The organism is Leifsonia sp. PARNA 1/14 (genome assembly GCF_055720965.1).
Window position 1 is genome coordinate 501,294 of the sequence record NZ_JBVQSP010000002.1, and the last position, 17,730, is coordinate 519,023.

The window sequence follows — 17,730 nt, forward strand, 5'->3', positions numbered from 1 at the left end:
TCATGGGGTAACCATCGCCGAATTAGACAGGCCCCCATGCAGAAGCGATCCGTCTTCGCCCTCGCTCTCACCGCCCTGACCGCGCTCGCGCTCACCGGATGCTCCGCCGGCTCCGCCGCCGACGACGGCAAGGTGCGCGTCGTCGCCAGCACCAACGTGTACGGCGACATCGCCTCCACCATCGCCGGCGACGCCGTCGAGGTGACCTCGTTGATGTCCGACCCTGCACAGGACCCGCACTCGTTCGAGGTGAGCGCGCAGAGCCAGCTCGCGGTTTCGAAGGCCGACATCCTGATCGAGAACGGTGGCGGTTACGACGACTTCATGAACACCCTCCGCTCGGGCTCGAAGAACACGAAGGCGAACGTGCTGAACGTCGTCGACCTGTCCGGCAAGAAGGCCGAGAACGGCGAACTCAACGAGCACGTCTGGTACGACTTCCCGACCATCCAGAAGTTCACCACCGCATTGACCGACGCGCTGTCGAAGGCCGACCCTGCCCAGAAGTCGACCTTCACGAAGAACGCCGAGGACTTCTCCGGCAAGCTGGCCGCCCTCCAGAACCGGGAGGCCGAGCTCAAGACGACGTACGCCGGTGAAGGCGCTGCGATCACCGAGCCGGTGCCGCTCTACCTGCTCGAGGCCATCGGGCTCGTGGACAAGACACCCGAGAAGTTCAGCGCGGCGATCGAGGAGGGCAGCGACGTCTCGCCGCTCGTCCTGAAGCAGACCCTCTCGCTGTTCAGCGGGCACCAGGTGAAGCTGCTCGCCTACAACGAGCAGACCTCCGGCCCGGAGACCGAGCGCGTTCTGGCGGCCGCGAAGCAGGCGGGCATCCCCGTCGTGCCGGTCACCGAGACGCTGCCGAAGGGCAAGGACTACATCAGCTGGATGAGCGCCAACCTCGACGCCGTGGGAGCGGCGCTGGCGAAATGAGCGAGCCGCTCGAGCGGGTGCCGGCTCCGGATCGCCGCGAGGTCGTCCTCAGCCTGCGCTCCGCCGCCCTCGGCTTCGGCGACCGCACACTGTGGAGCGGGCTCGACCTCGACGTGCACGCCGGCGAGTTCGTCGCGGTGCTCGGCCCGAACGGCTCGGGCAAGACCAGCCTCCTCAAGACGATCCTCGGCCAGCAGGCCCTCGACTCCGGGTCCATCGAACTGGACGGGCACCCCGTCCGCCGCGGCGACCGCCGCATCGGCTACATCCCGCAGCAGAAGCTCATCCCCGCCGGCACGCCGATGCGCGCCCGCGACCTCGTCGCGCTCGGCGTCAACGGTCACCGCTGGGGGCTCCCGATCCCGAACCGTGCCGACCGCGCGCAGGTGGACCAGCTGATCGACTCGGTCGGAGCGCGCCGCTATGCAGACACTCCGGTGGGATCGCTCTCGGGTGGCGAGCAGCAGCGGCTGCGGGTGGCGCAGGCGCTCGCCGGAGACCCGGCGCTCCTGCTCTGCGACGAGCCCCTGCTGTCGCTCGACCTGCAGCACCAGCGCGGTGTCAGCGAGCTGATCGACCGTCGTCGCCGCGAGCACGACAGCGCCGTCGTCTTCGTCACACACGACGTGAACCCGGTGCTCGGTATGGTCGACCGCGTGCTCTATCTGGCGGGAGGCCGGTTCCGCACCGGAACACCTGACGAAGTGCTGCGCAGCGAGGTGCTCACCGACCTGTACGGCACCCCGGTGGACGTCATCCGCAGCCGGGGCCGGATCGTCGTGGTCGGCATCCCCGACGCCGAGACCCACGAACATCACGAACACGCTCGCGAGCCGCACCCGGAGCCGAGCGCATGAACGATCTCTGGTCGCAGCTCTTCAACTTCACCGACTACGGCGAGCTGCTGGCGCTCGTGCGCAATTCGATCTTCGCCGGTGCCGTCCTCGGCGTGGTCGGCGGCCTGATCGGTGTCTTCGTCATGCAGCGCGACATGGCGTTCGCCGTGCACGGCATCAGCGAGCTCTCGTTCGCCGGCGCCGCGATCGCTCTGCTCTTCGGCGTGAACGTGGTGGCCGGGTCGCTCGTCGGCTCGCTGATCGCGGCCGTCTTGATCGGCCTGCTCGGCGCGAAAGCGCGCGACCGCAACTCCATCATCGCGGTGCTGATGCCGTTCGGCCTGGGTCTCGGCATCCTGGCGCTCGCGCTCTATCCCGGCCGCAGCGCCAACAAGTTCGGGTTGCTGACCGGGCAGATCGTGTCGGTCGACGACCCGCAGCTGGGATCGCTTCTGGTCATCGGAGCGATCGTGCTGATCGCGCTGCTGCTGATGTGGCGCCCGCTGATGTTCGACAGCCTCGACGCCGACGTCGCCGCCTCGCGCGGCGTTCCGACCCGGTTCGTATCGCTCGCTTTCATGGTGCTGCTCGGGCTGGCGGTCGCCGTCTCCGTTCAGATCGTCGGTGCGCTGCTGGTGCTCTCGCTGCTGGTGACGCCCGCTGCCGCCGCCATGCGCATCTCGTCGTCGCCGCTCGTCGTGCCGCTGCTGAGCGTCGGCTTCGCGCTGCTCTCGGTCGTCGGCGGGATCATGCTGGCGCTCGGCAGCAGCCTCCCGATCAGCCCCTATGTGACGACGATCTCGTTCCTCATCTACGTGGTGTGCAGGATGATCGGCGCCCGCGGCTCACGGCGCGTCGTGAGTCAGGCAGGCTAGCCTGAGACCGTGAAGCGCAACACCTGGCAGCGGGAGGCCGTCCGCGAGGCCCTGACCTCGACGGAGGGCTTCATCAGCGCGCAGGCGCTTCACATCAACCTGCACGAGACCGGCTCGCCGATCGGTCTCGCGACCGTCTACCGCGCCCTCGCCGACCTGGCCGCCGAAGGGGATGCCGACTCGTTGCAGTCTCCCGAAGGCGAAAGTCTCTACCGCGCCTGCACGACCGGCCATCACCACCATCTGATCTGCCGCAACTGCGGCCTCACCGTGGAGATCGAGGCCGATGAGGTCGAGCAGTGGGCTCGCGCCGCGGCCGCATCGCACGGCTTCACACAGGCGCAGCACGTGGTCGATGTGTTCGGGCTGTGCGCGGGGTGTACCGTGGCGGTCGCACGCGCCGACTGAGAACAGTCTCAGTGCGCGCGGCGTGGCGGCGTGGTCAATTGACCGTTCTCAAATATGCAAGTATTAGTGCACTCCTGAAGTAGACACGACTGTGTACCCGACTGCCCGGGAGCCCGCGCCCGAAGAAGCAACGGCGCAGAAGCTGGAGTACGAACGTTGGACCTGCGTGACTATCTGAGGGTCTTCCACAAGAACTGGATCCTCATCGCACTGTGCGCCCTCATCGGCGTCGGTGTCTCTGCGGGCTACTCGCTCGCCCTGACGCCGAAGTACGAGGCGACGACCCAGCTCTACGTGTCGGTGCGCGCGAGCGACGCCGGCGCCGCGACCACGGACCTCGTGCAGGGAACCAGCTTCGCGCGGCAGGCGGTCACCAGCTACGTCAGCGTCGTGCGCAGCGCGGTCGTGCTCGACCGCGTGGTGAACGAACTCAAGCTCGAGACCACACCCGGCGCGCTCGCCGCAAAGGTCTCCGCCGACTCTCCGCTCAACACCGTGCTCATCAACATCACGGTCACCGACACCGACCCGAAGCGCGCGGCCGACATCGCGAACTCCGTGGGCAAGAACACCTCCTACATCGTCACGAACAAGCTGGAGAACTCGCAGGGCGGCACCAGCCTCGTCAACGTCCAGACGATCCAGCCTGCGACGGCGCCCACGCGACCGTCCAGCCCGAATGTGCTGCTCAACGTCCTGCTCGGCCTCCTCGTGGGTCTCGGCGTCGGAGTGCTCGCGAGCGTGCTGCGAACGGTGCTCGACACGCGCATCCACAACGCCCACGACATCGAGCAGGTCACCGACCGGCCGATCCTCGGCGCGGTGAGCTACGACCCGGAGGCGAAGAAGCGTCCGCTGATCGTGCACGCCGACCCGCGTAACCCGCGGGCGGAGTCGTTCCGGAGCCTGCGCACCAACCTGCAGTTCGTGAACCTCGGCGGCCCGCGCAGTTACGTGATCACCTCGTCCGTCCCGGGCGAGGGCAAGAGCACGACCGCCGCGAACCTCGCCATCAGCCTTGCAGAGACCGGGGCGCGGGTGGCGCTCATCGACGGCGACCTGCGGCTCCCCAAGGTCGCGGAGTACATGGGCGTCGAGGGTGCCGTCGGCCTCACCGACGTGCTCATCGGCCGCGCCACCCTTGCCGACGTGCTGCAGAAGTGGGGCCGCGGTCAGCTGTACGTGCTGCCCTCCGGCCGCATCCCGCCGAACCCGAGCGAGCTGCTCGGCTCCTCCGCGATGGCGACGCTGCTCAGCGACCTGACCAGCGAGTTCGATTTCGTGCTGGTGGACGCCCCGCCACTGCTGCTCGTGACGGACGCTGCCGTGATCAGCAAGCTGACCGGCGGCGCGATCCTCGCCGCAGCCTCCGGCCGTACCAAGAAGAACGAGCTCTCTGCCGCTGTGCGCGCTCTCGACCACATCGGCAGCCGCCTGGTGGGCATCGTGGTGACGATGCTCCCGGTGAAGGGGCCGGACTCCTACGGGTACGGCGTCTACGGCTACGGCGTGTCGAACGAGATCGTGGAGGACGAGTCCCCGATCGAGCCGCGGATCCGGCGAGCGGCCGAAGCATGACCTTCCGCATCCTCACCGTCTGCACCGGCAACGTGTGCCGCTCGCCTCTGGCCGAGCAGCTGCTGCGCCGCGAGCTGTCCGGCGTGGATGCGACCGTCTCGAGCGCCGGGACGGGCGCCTTGGCCGGGCACGCGATGGACGAGCGCGCCGCTGCGTACTCCCGCGAGCTCGGCGGCGACCCGTCAGGCCATGCCGGGCGCCAACTGACCGCGGAGCTGCTGCGCGAGAGCGACCTCGTGCTGGTCGCCAGCCGCAGTCACCGCAAGGCCGTCGTCGAACTGCTGCCGCGCGCCTCCCGCACGGCATTCACACTCCGCGAGTTCGCGCGGCTGCTGCAGACGCTCAACGGCGACGACCGAGCCGAGATCGCCGCGTCGGCCGAGCCGGATGCGCGGCTCGCCGCCCTCGTCGACATCGCCGCCTCCAACCGCGGGGTCGCGGAACTGCCGGACGATCCGGCCGATGACGACATCGTCGACCCGTTCCGCCAGAGCGACGAGGTCTACGCGGTGTCGGTCGCAGAACTGGTCCCCGCCGTCCATTCGATCGCGCCTGCGCTCCGCGCGGGCTCCGTGGGGTACGTCTAGCCATGGCCCGCTCGATCAAGGCCGTGCGGACCGATCCGTCGAAGAACGCGCGCCGCCGCCGGCTCGCGATCATGGGACTCGTGCTGTTCCTGATCGTCGACATCGTGCTCGTCGTGGTGGCGCTGACGATGTCGCGGGTCCCGCGCGACTCGGGTGCGGCGGCATCGACGATCCAGCCGGTGGCGTCCGAGCGGCCGACTCCCTCGGTGATCGCGACACCCACTGCTCCGCCGGCCACCCCGACGCAGGCTCCGGCCGCCGACGCGGTCGCTCCGACCCGCCTGCTGGCGGTGCTCGACGAGAACACGGCCTGGCGTGCGTCCACCGGTGCCTGCCCGGCGACGCCTGCCGTGGCCGAGCTGACGACCGACGGCGGCGCGAACTGGAAGCGCTCCGACGCATCCGGACCGGCCAAGGCCTCCTCGATCATCCGGCTGACCGTGCAATCGGGCAAGCAGGCGAGCGCCGTGGCCCTCGGGTCGGAGGGCTGCGCGCCCGAGTTCATCCGCACGTACGTGGCCGGAGACAACTGGGCACCCTTCACCTCGGAGCTCGCTTCATCGTGGTATGCGGACCCGAATGCAAGCGGCCGCGTGCACACACCCAAGGGCGACGCGCCGGCGCCCTGCCCGGCGGTGGTCGGTCTGGCGGTCGGCTCCGACTCCTCGGCGGCGGTGCTGTGCGCGAATCATGATGTGTACCGCACGACCGACTCGGGGGCGAGCTGGGGCAGCCCCCAGGCCGTGCCCGCCGCAGTGGCGATCGGTGCTCTCGATTCCGGCTACGTCGTGGCCGCGGTCGGCGCGGACGGCTGTGCGGGCACCTCGATCGCATCGCTCGACGGCGGCACAGGAGCTCCGAAGACAGTGGGGTGTGCAGGCACGAGCGCTCCGGCGGCCGGCACCGTCGCGATCGGTGCAGGCTCCGGCGCGGTGTGGCTCTGGGCCGGCGACACCCTGGTGCGGTCCAGCGACGGGGGTGCGACATGGCGGTGAGGAGACGACTCTTCAGCGACAGGGTGCGTGCGGAGACGGCGCGCCGCGGGGAGACCCTGCTCCAGCGGTTCGGGTCGCAGTACGCCCTCGACGCGCTGGCGTGGATCGTCGCGATCTTCGTCGCCGCGCTGCTTGCGTACGACTTCGTGCCCGGCCGCCTGCCGCTCGGCGCTTTGTTCGTGGTCGCGGGAGCGGCGATGGCGGCCCAGCTGGTGGTCGGCGGCTTCTTCGCGCTCTACCGGGGGCGGTTCACCTACGGCAGCTTCGACGAGGTCCGGGCACTGCTGTTCGCCCTCTGCGTCGTCGCTGTCGTCGTCGGCGTTCCGGTCATCCTGTGGGGGAACGAGTTCCGGCTCGCGCGCAGCACGGTGTTGCTCGCCCTTCCGATCGCGTTCGTGCTGATGGGCGGGGTGCGGTACCTCAAGAGGCTGTACCTCGAAGCGCGGTCGCGGCCGACGGCGGGGGCGGAGCGCACACTGGTCTTCGGGGCCGGCTATCTGGGGCGGCAGCTGGTCACCCGGATGCTCACCGACCGGTTCTCGCCCTACCTGCCGATCGGAATGATCGACGACGACCCCGCGGCCGCTCACCGCCAGTTCCGCGGAGTGCGCGTGCTCGGCCGGCTGCGCGACCTCGAGACCGTCGCACGCGCGTCCGACGCGACGGTGCTGATCGTCGCGATCGCCCGCGCCGACGCGTCGCTGCTGCGCGACGTCGACGCCATCGCCGAGCGGGCCGGCCTCCAGGTGAAGGTCGTGCCGACGCTGGAGGAAGTGCTCTCGGGCCGCTCGAAGCTCTCGGACCTGCGCGACATCTCCATCGAGGACCTGATCGGCCGGCAGCCGGTGGACACCGACGTGCAGACGATCGCCAGCTATGTGACCGGCAAGCGGGTGCTCGTCACCGGCGCGGGAGGGTCCATCGGCTCCGAGCTCTGCCGGCAGCTCGTCGCGTTCCGCCCAGCTGAGCTGATCATGCTCGACCGCGACGAGACCGGGCTGCAGTCGACGCAGATCAGCATCGACGGCCACGGACTCCTCGACACCAGCGACGTCGTGCTCGCCGACATCCGCGACCGCGCCGCGCTCGTCTCCATCTTCCGCGCCCGCCGCCCGGAGGTCGTCTTCCACGCGGCGGCGCTCAAGCACCTCCCGATGCTCGAGCAGTATCCGGACGAAGCCTGGAAGACGAACGTCGTGGGAACGACGAACGTGCTCCACGCCGCCGGCGAGGTCGGTGTCAGCACCTTCGTGAACATCTCGACGGACAAGGCGGCGAACCCCACGAGCGTCCTCGGCCACTCCAAGCGGGTCGCCGAGAAGCTCACCGCCGGCGCGGCCGTGGCGACCTCCGCGCGTTATCTGTCGGTGCGCTTCGGAAACGTGATCGGGAGCCGCGGTTCCATGCTGCCGACGTTCCAGGCGCTGATCGAGGCCGGCGGCCCGTTGACCGTGACCCACCCCGACGTGACCCGCTACTTCATGACCATCCCGGAGGCGTGCCAGCTGGTGGTGCAGGCCGGTGCGATCGGGGAGCCCGGCGAGGTGCTCATCCTCGACATGGGCGAGCCCGTCTCCATCCTGGACATCGCCGAGCGGATGATCGCGCACAGCGGCAAGGACATCGAGATCCGCTTCACCGGCCTGCGCCCCGGTGAGAAGCTCCACGAAGAGCTGGTGGGCCGTGGTGAGACCGACCGGCGCCCGCGCCACCCGAAGATCTCGCATACGAGGATTGCCCCTGCCGCGCCCGAGGAGATCGACCACGAGGGCTGGGTGCGCCGGCTGCGCACCGACGGCGCCGACACCGCCGTGATCGACTACCTGCCCCGCGGAGGCGGACGATGAGCGGTCGCATCCTCATGTCGTCCCCTGACGTGGGCGACGTGGAGGAGCGGTATCTGGTCGCGGCGTTCCGCTCGGGGTGGATCGCGCCGCTCGGACCGGACGTCGACGCCTTCGAGCGCGAGATCGCCGAGAGGGTGGGCGTCGCGCATGCGGCCGCGCTGGCCTCGGGTACCGCCGCCCTCCACCTCGGCCTGCTCACCCTCGGTGTGCGGCCGGGCGACGTCGTCGTCACGTCGACGCTGACCTTCGCCGCCACGGCGAACGCGATCGTCTACACCGGCGCCCGACCGTACTTCGTCGACAGCGACCCTGTCACCGGCAACATGGACCCCGAGCTCCTGGAGGCTGCGCTGCGCAGCCTCCAGGAGGACGGGGTGCGGGTCGCGGCCATCGTGCCGGTCGACCTGCTCGGAAAGTCGGCGGACTACACACGGCTTCTGCCCATTGCCGACGCCTACGGCGTGCCCGTGCTCGCCGATGCGGCGGAGTCGCTCGGCGCCCGTCACGCGGGCCGCGCCGCCGGGTCGTTCGGCACGGCGTCCGCCGTCTCGTTCAACGGGAACAAGATCATGACCACGTCGGGCGGCGGGATGCTGCTCAGCGACGACGGGGAGCTCATCGCCCGCGCCAGGCATCTGTCCACACAGGCACGCCAGCCGGCCGTGCACTACGAGCACGAGGAGATCGGTTACAACTACCGGCTCAGCAACCTCCTCGCCGCCCTCGGCCGCGCGCAGCTGACACGGCTCGACGAGATGATCGCCCGCCGCCGCGCCGTGCGCGACGCCTACCGGTCGGTGGTGGCGGACGTCCCGGGAGTGACGCTCTTCGGCGGTGACGACGACGCCGACGACAACTGCTGGCTCACGTCGGTCGTCGTCGATCCCGCGATCGCGGGCTGGGACGCCGCCGAGCTTCGGGGCGCGCTCGACGCGGCCGACATCGAGAGCCGTCCGCTGTGGAAGCCGATGCACCTCCAGCCGGTCTTCGCCGGCGCGCCCGCGACGCTGAACGGAAGAGCCGAGCGGCTGTTCCGCACCGGCCTGACGCTGCCGAGCGGGTCCGCGCTGACGGAGGACCAGGTGAGGCGCACCGTCGCCGCGCTCAGCGACTTCGTGGACGGCCGGTCGTGACGGCGCGACAGCGACGGTACGACGGGGTCAAGCGCGCGCTCGACGTCGTCGGCGCCTGCGTTCTGCTCGTGCTGACCTCTCCCGTCCAGCTGGGCGTCGCGATCGCGGTGGCGGCCGATCTGGGCCGGCCCGTGCTGTTCCGGCAGCCGCGACCCGGCAGGGACGGACGCGTCTTCACCATCCTGAAGTTCCGCTCGATGCGGGATGTCGACCCGGCACGCGGACTGGTCTCCGACGACGACCGGCTGACGCGCTTCGGCCGCGCCTTGCGCGCGAGCAGCGCGGATGAGCTTCCGAGCCTGGTCAACGTGCTCCGCGGTGACATGAGCATGGTCGGTCCGCGGCCCCTCCTCGTCTCGTACCTCGAGCGCTACTCCCCCGAACAGGCCCGCCGCCACGAGGTGCGGCCGGGTGTCACCGGCCTGGCCCAGGTGAACGGGCGCAACACCGTGGACTGGGCTGAACGGCTGCGGCTCGACGTGGAGTACGTCGACCGCCGCAGCCTCCGGCTGGACGCGTCCATCCTGTGGCGGACCGTCACGGCCGTGCTCCGCCGGAGCGGTGTCTCGGCGGAGGGGCACGCGACGATGCACGAGTTCACCGGCGCCCGCGGCGACGGGGAGGGCGCATGACGCTGCGACTCGTGGTCATCGGAGGCGGGGGCTTCGGCCGGGAGACGCTCGACGTGGCGGAGGCGGTCAACCGAGCGCAGCCGGGGGCGTTCGACGTGCTCGGGGTCGTGGATGATGCGCCGTCCGAGCGCACCCGCGGACTCTTGGAGTCTCGCGGGATCGCCTGGCTGGGCTCCGTCGAGTCGTGGCTCCGCGCCTCCGACGACTCGTCGTACGTGATCGCGATCGGTGATCCGGCGGCACGACGCTCCGTCGCGGAGCGGCTGGACCTCGCCGGCCGACGGGCGGCAACGCTCGTCCATCCGCGCGCCGGCATCGGCTCGGTCGGCGCGATCGGCGAGGGCAGTGTGATCTGCTCGGGCGCGGAGGTCTCCACCAACGTGACGATCGGTCGCCACGTGCACCTCAATCCGTCGGTCACGGTCGGGCACGACACGGTGATCGCGGACACGGTCTCCGTGAACCCCGCCGCGGTCGTCTCCGGCGACGTGCGGCTCGGAACGGGCGTGCTCGTCGGCGCGGGCGCGGTCATCCTCCAGGGGCTGACCGTCGGCGAGGGGGCGATCGTGGGCGCCGCGGCCTGCGTCACCCGGGACGTGCCGCCCGCGGCCATCGCGGTAGGCATCCCCGCCCGATGGGCAGGGCACGAGGAAGTCAGAACACCAGTAACAACACGCCCCGACCGGGGTGGGCAAGAGGGGTCACCATGAACATCACCGTCGTCGGGCTGGGCAAGATCGGATTGCCGCTGGCAGCCCAGTACGCCTCGAAAGGTCACACCGTGGTGGGCGTCGACATCAACCAGCGGGTCGTCGACCAGATCAACACCGGTGTCGAACCGTTCCCGGGTGAGAACGACCTGCAGAACCGGCTCTCCGCGGCCGTCGAGGCCGGACTGCTGCGTGCCACGACGAGCTATGACGACGCTGTCCCGACCGCCGAGGTAATCGTGGTCGTCGTCCCGCTGCTGGTGTCGGCCGACGGCGAGCCGGACTTCGGGTGGATGGATGCCGCCACCGACGCGATCGCGGAACACCTGACGCCGGACACGCTCGTGGTCTACGAGACGACCCTCCCAGTCGGCACCACCCGTACCCGGTGGGCACCGCGGCTCGAGACCGGAAGCGGCCTCGTGGAGGGGACGGACTTCCACCTCGTCTTCTCCCCCGAGCGCGTGCTCACCGGCCGTGTCTTCGCCGACCTGCGCAAGTATCCCAAGCTCATCGGCGGTCTCAGCCCCGAGGGCGCAGAGGCCGCCAAGCGGTTCTACGAGGCGGTGCTCGACTTCGACGAGCGCGGGGACCTCCCGCGCCCGAACGGAGTCTGGGACTTGGGGACCGCCGAGGCGTCCGAGCTGGCCAAGCTGGCGGAGACCACCTACCGGGACGTCAACATCGGCCTGGCGAACGAGTTCGCCGTGTACGCCGACAAGGTGGGGATCGACATCTACGGCGTGATCGAGGCCTGCAACTCGCAGCCGTACAGCCACATCCACCGGCCCGGCATCGCGGTCGGTGGTCACTGCATCCCGGTCTATCCGCGCCTGTACCTCTGGACCGACCCGGACGCCACGATCGTGCGCGCCGCCCGCGACCGGAACGCCGGGATGCCGACGGAGTCCGTCGCCCTGCTGGAGCGCGTGCACGGGTCGCTGGAGGGGCAGACCGTCGCGGTCCTCGGCGCCGCCTACCGCGGCGGCGTGAAGGAGACCGCGGTCTCCGGCGTGTTCGACACCGTGCGCGCGCTGCGCGACCGGGGAGCGATCCCGTTGGTCCACGACCCGCTCTATTCGGACGACGAGCTCGTGCGACTCGGGTTCGAGCCGTACCACCAGGGCGAGCCGGCGGACGCCGTCGTGCTGCAGGCCGACCATCACGTGTACCGCACGTGGGGCTCCGAGCACGTCCCGTCTGCGCGCACCGTCCTCGACGGCCGCCGCATCATCGACGCGGCCAACTGGCCCGACGCCGTGTGCGTGGCGATCGGGGGCGGGGCGTCGACGGCGGCCGCGCCCGTCGCCTCGACCTCCGCGACCCGGTGACCAGGACGGAGCGTCTCGCACGCGGGGGCCGGCGGATCGTCGGCTCCGGCGTCACCCGCATCCTGTCCGGGAGCGTTCTCGGCCAAGGCGTCCTCATCGCGATCTCACCGATTCTGACGCGGCTCTATGCTCCGAACGACTTCGGCCTCCTCGCGGTGGTGACCTCGCTCTCAGCGATCCTCGGGGCGGTCGCTACCCTGAGCTGGGAACGCGGGATCGTCCTCCCGCACAGCGACGTGCTCGCGCGAAGCCTTTTCCTGCTGGCGGCCCTCTCGACTGCCGGGGTGTCGGTCATCGTGGCGCTGGTGGCCTATGTCGCCCGGGAACCCCTGAGTCGTCTGCTCGGAGCGCCCGAGTTCGCGCCGTACTGGTGGACTCTGCCGGTGACCGTGCTCGCCATCGGCTGGTTCAAGGCGTACTCGAGCTGGCTCGTTCGCAAGCGGCAGTATGGCGGCCTGGCCGTGCGCAATGCGGTGCAGGGACTGTCGCAGGCCGCATTCAACCTGGCCGCCGGATTCGCCGGGGCGGGTTCGCTCGGCCTGGTGCTCGGACTCGCGGTGGGCCGCTTCGCAGGCATCGTCGGAATCATCGGCCGGCGCGATGGCGCACCGCGGCCGACTCGGCGGACGATGCGTGTCGCGATGGCGCGCTACCGCAAGTTCCCTGCGGTGAGCACGTGGTCGGCGTTCTTGAACAGTTTCGGCCTGCAGGCCCCCGTGCTGTTCCTGAGCGCGTTCTACGGCTCGGTGGAGCTCGGGTTCATCGCACTGACGATGCGGGTGATCGCTGCTCCGGTCGGTATCCTCACGGACGCCGTGAGCCAATATTTCGAGGGTGCCTTCGGGTTCGCCCTCAGATCTCGAACGGGCAGTTTGACCCGGATGGTGGCCGCGATCTCACTGCGCTGCGGCGCCATCGCGCTCGTGGGCGGCCTCGTGATCGCGATCGGCGGCCCGTTCCTGTTCTCACTGATCTTCGGGTCCCAGTGGACCCAGGCCGGCGCTTACGCGCAGATCATGGTGTGGGGCTATGTCGCACAACTCGCGGTCGCTCCGATCTCGCGCGGACTGCTGCTCCTCGAGCGAGTCGGACTCCAGCTCGGCTGGGACACGACGCGACTCATCGTGACGAACGGGGCCGTGCTCGTGGTCGGACTGCTCGGCGGTTCGGTGGTCGCCGCACTGACCGCGCTGGTCATCGCGCAGGTGCTGACCTACGGAGCGCTTGTCGTGATGGTCCTGTACTTCGCCCGCAAGCGGGATCAGACGCGCGTAGTGCCGACCTGATCCTCGGTTCGATCGTCTGATTCGACGTCCTCGACGATTTGCGCCTTGAGCGTCGTCCGATAGAACTCGATCAGACGGGCGCCTTGCGCCGTCCAGTTGAACTCGGTGACCGCAGCCGACTGCGCGTTGCGACTCTGGCGTTCGAGGAGCTCCGGATCGCGTGCGTACCGTTGGATCGCCTCGGCAAGCGCATCGGGAGACGTCTCGTCCACGAACGTCGCGCAGTCGAACTCATCCATCAGAGATCGCCACAGCGGAAAATCGGACGCGATGATGGGCGTACCCGCGGCCATGTACTCGAACATCTTGGTGGGCAGGGCATCCAAGTGAGCTTTCGTAGCCTGGAAAGTGACGATACCGACGCGCGCCTCGGTGAGGAGATCTCGCGCCGCGGCCGGAGAGATGACCCCGTGGATCCGCGCCTTCCCAGCGGCGAGCTGGGTGAAACGGGCCTCGTACTGGGCGGGAACGAACGGGCCGGCCACGTCGAGATGCCAATCCTGGGGAAAGGCGGGAGCGGTGAGCGCTTCCGCGACCACGTCCAATCCGCGCTCCACCGTCATCCCGCCCACGTACACCGCAGCGTTCGGCCGATCCAGGATGGGAGTCACCTGCATGTCCTGCTCGCGCAGGCGCGGGTAGTTCTTCACCACGACCGTCTTGTGTGCGGGGAATCGCTCCGCGATGGTCTCCGTCGCCGTGACGATCCCGTCTGCCGTGGCGGCGACTCGGATCAGCCGCTTGGACGCCCACGCCGTCGCCGCCCGAACGCGCTCAGGAAGGTACGCCTTGTCCAACACCTGCGACGGCAGATCTTCGTGGGCGTCGAACACGACGGTCCGTCCCAGGAGACGGAGCACCGGGATGGCCGGGATGAGCTCCGGATCGTGCAGGTGGACGATATTCGCCCTGCTGCGGATGGCGAGCACGATCACTTCGCTCGTCGAGACGAGAAGCCGAGCGAGCCTGCTTCTGCGGCGGATGGTCTTGACCCGCACCTTGGTCGGCGGAACGTCCACGCTCGATTCGACAGCGATGAGCAAGACCTCGTAGCCGGCATCTGCGAGGCCGGCGGCCTCCCTCAAGTGCACTCGGTTGTCCGTCCACGGGTGTGCAGAACTGACGTGGGCGACCCTGGGCGTCCGTGCTTCTTTCCGCTTCGGCATTCTGATCCGTTCTCTCTACCTGCTGTCAGCGGCGCTGACGGTGACATCCGTGAGCAACCCGGCGAGTTTGGCAGCAAGATTCTGATAGTCATACTCGGCCGTCGCGTGGGCACGGCCACGCTGACCCATCGCTTCGCGCTCCTCAGCGGACAGCGCTGCGATCTTCGCCATCGCGTCCGCCAGGGCGGCCACGTCATCCGGCGGCACGCTGAAGCCACCTCCGGCATCGCGGACGGGATCATTGGCAGCCGGGCTTCCGAAGATGACCGGCCTACCGCCGAGGAGGTATTGGAAGACCTTGTTCGGGCTCACCCCGTACTTGTACACCTCGAGGTTCTCCATGTTGACCAGCAGGCAGTCGCTCTCTGCGATGATGTGCGGCACTTCGCGCTGGGGAACAGCGGCCTCCACGGAGATCAGGTCGGCTGCCGCGCTCGCGTCGGCATGAGCCTGGAGTCTGCTTCTCAGCGGGCCCTCGCCGACCAGGCGCAGCCGGGAGGACCGGTCTCCGGACCGTCTGACGTACTCGTCGAATGCGTCGATGATCGTGAAGAGCCCGTTGGCGGCTCCCATCGATCCGAGGTAGGAGAAGACGACGCCGTCGTGCTTCGGCAGGGGTGCGGGCTCGGGATGCGTTGCGACGTCGACGCCGTTGGACACCCAGCCGAACGGGGTCGAGTAACCGTGCTCCCTCAGGTAGTCGCCGACGTTCGGAAGCGGTGAGAGCACGAGGGAGGCCCGCTTGATGCTCATGTCCTCGACACGGCGAAGGAGCCGGAAGCCGATGGAACCGCGTCGCATCACGCCCAGCGAGACGAACGTCTCGGGCCAGAGATCGCGGATCTCGAACACGAACGGGACGCCCCGCCTTCGCGCGACCGCCGAAGCGGCGAGAGCGGCGAACGGATGCACCGTGCTCCCGATGACGACGTCCGGCGTCGGCACCCCGCGCAGCGCGCCGGGAAGCAGCAACGAGAGAGTGAACGACGCCATGTTCAGAAGGCGTAACAAGGGCTTGCGGCGGTACGCGGGCGCCCGGAGGGTGAGGGTGGAGGGGTGTCCCGGGACATAGCGACGGAACACTCCCCGGGGGAGTGTCTGCAGGCCGGCGGGGTGGGTCGTGCTGGCTCCGATCACCACGGCCTGCCAGCCTTCACGCGCGAGATGCTTCGCCAGATGGAAATGCCTGCCCGCCTGATGGTGGAGGTCGGGGATGTACGCGTAGTGATTGATGATCCAGACGGTGGGGGAGTCCGTTTTGCTCAGCTGGGGGCCGCTTCCACTCACGCCGTGTCGTCCTCAATCCAATCGCCTGTCGTGCGGTGCCCATTGTCCCACGTGGGAAAGTCCCGTCTGGACCGGCGAGTCGGGTCTCGCTTGTAGGCTCGGGGAATGCGCGTTCTCAGTGTCGTCGGAGCCCGGCCCCAATTTGTGAAGCTCGCGGCGGTCTCACGCTCGATGCGCGGCAAGTGCGAGCACATCGTCGTCCACACGGGCCAGCACTATGACGAGCGGATGTCGGATGTCTTCTTCCGCGACCTCGGCATTCCTGCTCCCGATGCGAACCTCGCAGTCGGCTCCGGCACCCACGCGACGCAGACGGGCGAGATGCTCAGCCGCCTGGAACCTCTGATGGAGGAGTACCGGCCGGATTGGGTCCTCATCTACGGCGACACCAATTCGACGCTTGCCGCCGCGCTCGCCGCGGTGAAGATCCACTTGCCGGTTGCGCACCTGGAGGCCGGCTTGAGGTCGTTCAACCGCAGGATGCCGGAAGAGCACAACCGCGTCCTCTCCGATCACGCTTCCGATCTGCTTCTCGCGCCGACGGAGGTCGCGATGAAGCACCTGCGCGACGAGGGCCTGGAGGCGAAGAGCGTGCTGGTCGGCGATGTCATGACCGACGTGCTGTACCGAACCCGAGACGAGGTCAAGGGCAGCCCACTGCCCTTCGCTGCAGAGGTCGGCGATTACTACGTCGCCACCATCCACCGCCCGGACAATACCGACGATCCGGCCAGGCTCCGGGAGATCGTCGAGCAGCTCGCCGGCCTGGACCGCCCGGTCCATCTTCTGGCTCATCCGCGACTGGTGTCGGCCGCCCGTTCGGCGGGGATCGGTCTCGATGCCGGAGTGATCGAGGTCCACGAGCCGTTCGCGTATCCGGATCTGGTGAATGCGGTCGCCTCGAGCGCTGGTGTCGTCACCGATTCCGGAGGCCTGCAGAAGGAGGCGTTCTTGCTGCGCGTACCGTGCTCGACCGTGCGTCCGGAAACGGAGTGGGTCGAGACGCTCGACGGCGGCTGGAACGTCCTGGTGGGCGCTGACCTCGGGCGCCTCGGTGAGGTCGTGCGCCGAGACCGCCCCGCGGAGACCGGGAGCAACCCGTACGGTACGGGAGATGCGGCCGACAAGGTCGTCGAGACGCTACTCGCCTGGTCGCGGTAGTCGGCTCGTCAGTCCGGTAGGCCGGCGAGCGGCGTCATTGCCAGCTTGAAGTCGTTCCGGCCGCTCTCAAGGGTGTTCCCCGTCTTGGTCTCGAACTGGATGCCGTACCGGTTCACCCAGCGGGCGACCTTGGAGCCGGAGACCATGATGTTGCCGTCGGCGCGGAGCGAATTGCCTGTGCTGCGGACGAGGAGCAATGCCGCTGTCGGGCCGCCGTTGGTCCAAACGTCCTGGACCGTGTTGGCGATGACCGAGATCTGGTCGTTCGAGTGATACAGCTGGATGCCCGCAACGCCCGGGTCGACGATGCGGTTGTGGCGGATCGTCACTCCGTGAGTGAAGTAGGTCGCGATCCCACCGGCTTCGCCGATCCTCCGCTGAGAGCCGTATCCGATGATCGTGTTGTTCTCGATGACACCGGTCGCCGCTTCGACAGGCTTCCCGAGGTGCGCACCGGCCCCCGTCATCTGGATGCCGAACGAGCGGCTTCCGTTCGTCACCGTCGAATCGATGTGATTGCCTGCGACTCGGATGTTGACGGGTCCCCAGGTGTCCACGCTGAATTCGTTGGGGCACGGAACGAGAGCGATGCCGACCCGGGTGTTGAGAACATGATTGTTCGTGATGGTGATGTCTTTGCCGCCGTGGGTGTCGATCCCCTCCCATCGGGCGACGCCGTCGATCGTGTTGCCGTCCACCACGACGTCGGTCGTGCGCGGTGCGGCGTGGATGTCCTGCGCACTGTTTCGCGTGAGCGCGATCCCGTAGGAGTTGACGAAACCGCGCGGCTGTACGACTTGCCTGACGCGGTTGCTGAGGACGCTACCGCCGGTGCCGGAGAGCACCATGATTCCGCCGTACGCGACATTCTGAACCGTGACCTGCTCGACGACGAAGCGCTCGACATGTTCCAGGTAGATGCCCTGCTTGCGCCAGCCATCGATGATGCCGCCGACGATCCG

Annotated in this window: 17 protein-coding genes; 14 read left to right on the forward strand and 3 right to left on the reverse strand. The window is 68.9% G+C overall.

The features are described 5' to 3' along the window. The first annotated feature begins 36 nt into the window (after window positions 1-36). The 13 genes from AC0HS0_RS07435 to AC0HS0_RS07495 all read left to right on the forward strand — a co-directional run bounded on the left by AC0HS0_RS07435 (window position 37) and on the right by AC0HS0_RS07495 (window position 13,154). Entirely contained in the window at window positions 37-936 is a 900-nt protein-coding gene (locus tag AC0HS0_RS07435; RefSeq protein WP_472962846.1) for a metal ABC transporter solute-binding protein, Zn/Mn family, read from the forward strand. Continuing rightward, window positions 933-1,793: a metal ABC transporter ATP-binding protein gene (locus AC0HS0_RS07440; protein WP_472962848.1), complete on the forward strand. Its 861-nt coding sequence runs from the start codon at window positions 933-935 to the stop codon at window positions 1,791-1,793. The genes AC0HS0_RS07435 and AC0HS0_RS07440 overlap by 4 nt, the downstream gene beginning before the upstream one ends. After that, window positions 1,790-2,647, forward strand: coding sequence for a metal ABC transporter permease (locus tag AC0HS0_RS07445; protein WP_472962849.1), 858 nt, complete (start codon window positions 1,790-1,792; stop codon window positions 2,645-2,647). Before AC0HS0_RS07440 ends, AC0HS0_RS07445 begins: the two co-directional genes overlap by 4 nt. Window positions 2,648-2,656: 9 nt before the next feature. After that, the gene (locus tag AC0HS0_RS07450) at window positions 2,657-3,055 is read left to right on the forward strand and encodes a Fur family transcriptional regulator (protein WP_472962850.1); all 399 of its coding nucleotides are present in this window, start codon (window positions 2,657-2,659) and stop codon (window positions 3,053-3,055) included. Between the two features lie 156 nt (window positions 3,056-3,211). Beyond that, a complete protein-coding gene (locus tag AC0HS0_RS07455; protein WP_472962851.1) occupies window positions 3,212-4,633 on the forward strand; it encodes a tyrosine-protein kinase domain-containing protein in 1,422 nt (473 codons plus the stop codon). Next, window positions 4,630-5,220, forward strand: a complete 591-nt coding sequence (locus AC0HS0_RS07460) for an arsenate reductase/protein-tyrosine-phosphatase family protein (protein WP_472962853.1) — start codon at window positions 4,630-4,632, stop codon at window positions 5,218-5,220. Before AC0HS0_RS07455 ends, AC0HS0_RS07460 begins: the two co-directional genes overlap by 4 nt. Before the next feature lie 2 nt (window positions 5,221-5,222). Beyond that, window positions 5,223-6,215 (forward strand): beta propeller repeat protein, encoded by a 993-nt coding sequence (locus tag AC0HS0_RS07465; protein ID WP_472962854.1) that lies wholly within the window; start codon window positions 5,223-5,225, stop codon window positions 6,213-6,215. Beyond that, entirely contained in the window at window positions 6,206-8,062 is a 1,857-nt protein-coding gene (locus AC0HS0_RS07470) for a polysaccharide biosynthesis protein (RefSeq protein WP_472962855.1), read from the forward strand. The genes AC0HS0_RS07465 and AC0HS0_RS07470 overlap by 10 nt, the downstream gene beginning before the upstream one ends. Further along, window positions 8,059-9,195: a DegT/DnrJ/EryC1/StrS family aminotransferase gene (locus AC0HS0_RS07475; RefSeq protein WP_472962856.1), complete on the forward strand. Its 1,137-nt coding sequence runs from the start codon at window positions 8,059-8,061 to the stop codon at window positions 9,193-9,195. Before AC0HS0_RS07470 ends, AC0HS0_RS07475 begins: the two co-directional genes overlap by 4 nt. Beyond that, window positions 9,192-9,827, forward strand: a complete 636-nt coding sequence (locus AC0HS0_RS07480; protein WP_472962858.1) for a sugar transferase — start codon at window positions 9,192-9,194, stop codon at window positions 9,825-9,827. The genes AC0HS0_RS07475 and AC0HS0_RS07480 overlap by 4 nt, the downstream gene beginning before the upstream one ends. Next, window positions 9,824-10,537: an acetyltransferase gene (locus tag AC0HS0_RS07485; protein ID WP_472962859.1), complete on the forward strand. Its 714-nt coding sequence runs from the start codon at window positions 9,824-9,826 to the stop codon at window positions 10,535-10,537. The genes AC0HS0_RS07480 and AC0HS0_RS07485 overlap by 4 nt, the downstream gene beginning before the upstream one ends. Then, window positions 10,534-11,868 (forward strand): nucleotide sugar dehydrogenase, encoded by a 1,335-nt coding sequence (locus AC0HS0_RS07490; protein ID WP_472962861.1) that lies wholly within the window; start codon window positions 10,534-10,536, stop codon window positions 11,866-11,868. Before AC0HS0_RS07485 ends, AC0HS0_RS07490 begins: the two co-directional genes overlap by 4 nt. Then, window positions 11,865-13,154: a lipopolysaccharide biosynthesis protein gene (locus AC0HS0_RS07495; protein ID WP_472962863.1), complete on the forward strand. Its 1,290-nt coding sequence runs from the start codon at window positions 11,865-11,867 to the stop codon at window positions 13,152-13,154. Before AC0HS0_RS07490 ends, AC0HS0_RS07495 begins: the two co-directional genes overlap by 4 nt. Here AC0HS0_RS07495 and AC0HS0_RS07500 read toward each other — a convergent pair. Continuing rightward, entirely contained in the window at window positions 13,130-14,320 is a 1,191-nt protein-coding gene (locus AC0HS0_RS07500; protein ID WP_472962864.1) for a glycosyltransferase, read from the reverse strand. The genes AC0HS0_RS07495 and AC0HS0_RS07500 overlap by 25 nt on opposite strands. 15 nt (window positions 14,321-14,335) lie before the next feature. Next, window positions 14,336-15,607: a glycosyltransferase family 4 protein gene (locus tag AC0HS0_RS07505; RefSeq protein ID WP_472962865.1), complete on the reverse strand. Its 1,272-nt coding sequence runs from the start codon at window positions 15,605-15,607 to the stop codon at window positions 14,336-14,338. A gap of 105 nt (window positions 15,608-15,712) precedes the next feature. On the opposite strand from AC0HS0_RS07505, the gene wecB reads away from it, so the two are divergent. After that, entirely contained in the window at window positions 15,713-16,768 is a 1,056-nt protein-coding gene (gene wecB, locus AC0HS0_RS07510) for a non-hydrolyzing UDP-N-acetylglucosamine 2-epimerase (protein WP_472962867.1), read from the forward strand. A gap of 8 nt (window positions 16,769-16,776) precedes the next feature. Here the strand turns inward: wecB and AC0HS0_RS07515 are convergent. Next, window positions 16,777-17,730: right-handed parallel beta-helix repeat-containing protein (locus AC0HS0_RS07515; RefSeq protein WP_472962868.1), on the reverse strand; the 954-nt coding region annotated here is incomplete at its 5' end.

Bases quoted from the DNA above. Each gene is read 5' to 3' on its own strand.
- AC0HS0_RS07460 (WP_472962853.1), top strand. From the start codon at position 4,630: ATGACCTTCCGCATCCTCACCGTCTGCACCGGCAACGTGTGCCGCTCG.
- AC0HS0_RS07500 (WP_472962864.1), bottom strand. From the start codon at position 14,320: ATGCCGAAGCGGAAAGAAGCACGGACGCCCAGGGTCGCCCACGTCAGT.
- AC0HS0_RS07475 (WP_472962856.1), top strand. From the start codon at position 8,059: ATGAGCGGTCGCATCCTCATGTCGTCCCCTGACGTGGGCGACGTGGAG.
- AC0HS0_RS07435 (WP_472962846.1), top strand. From the start codon at position 37: ATGCAGAAGCGATCCGTCTTCGCCCTCGCTCTCACCGCCCTGACCGCG.
- wecB (WP_472962867.1), top strand. From the start codon at position 15,713: ATGCGCGTTCTCAGTGTCGTCGGAGCCCGGCCCCAATTTGTGAAGCTC.
- AC0HS0_RS07445 (WP_472962849.1), top strand. From the start codon at position 1,790: ATGAACGATCTCTGGTCGCAGCTCTTCAACTTCACCGACTACGGCGAG.
- AC0HS0_RS07485 (WP_472962859.1), top strand. From the start codon at position 9,824: ATGACGCTGCGACTCGTGGTCATCGGAGGCGGGGGCTTCGGCCGGGAG.
- AC0HS0_RS07490 (WP_472962861.1), top strand. From the start codon at position 10,534: ATGAACATCACCGTCGTCGGGCTGGGCAAGATCGGATTGCCGCTGGCA.
- AC0HS0_RS07470 (WP_472962855.1), top strand. From the start codon at position 6,206: ATGGCGGTGAGGAGACGACTCTTCAGCGACAGGGTGCGTGCGGAGACG.
- AC0HS0_RS07465 (WP_472962854.1), top strand. From the start codon at position 5,223: ATGGCCCGCTCGATCAAGGCCGTGCGGACCGATCCGTCGAAGAACGCG.
- AC0HS0_RS07440 (WP_472962848.1), top strand. From the start codon at position 933: ATGAGCGAGCCGCTCGAGCGGGTGCCGGCTCCGGATCGCCGCGAGGTC.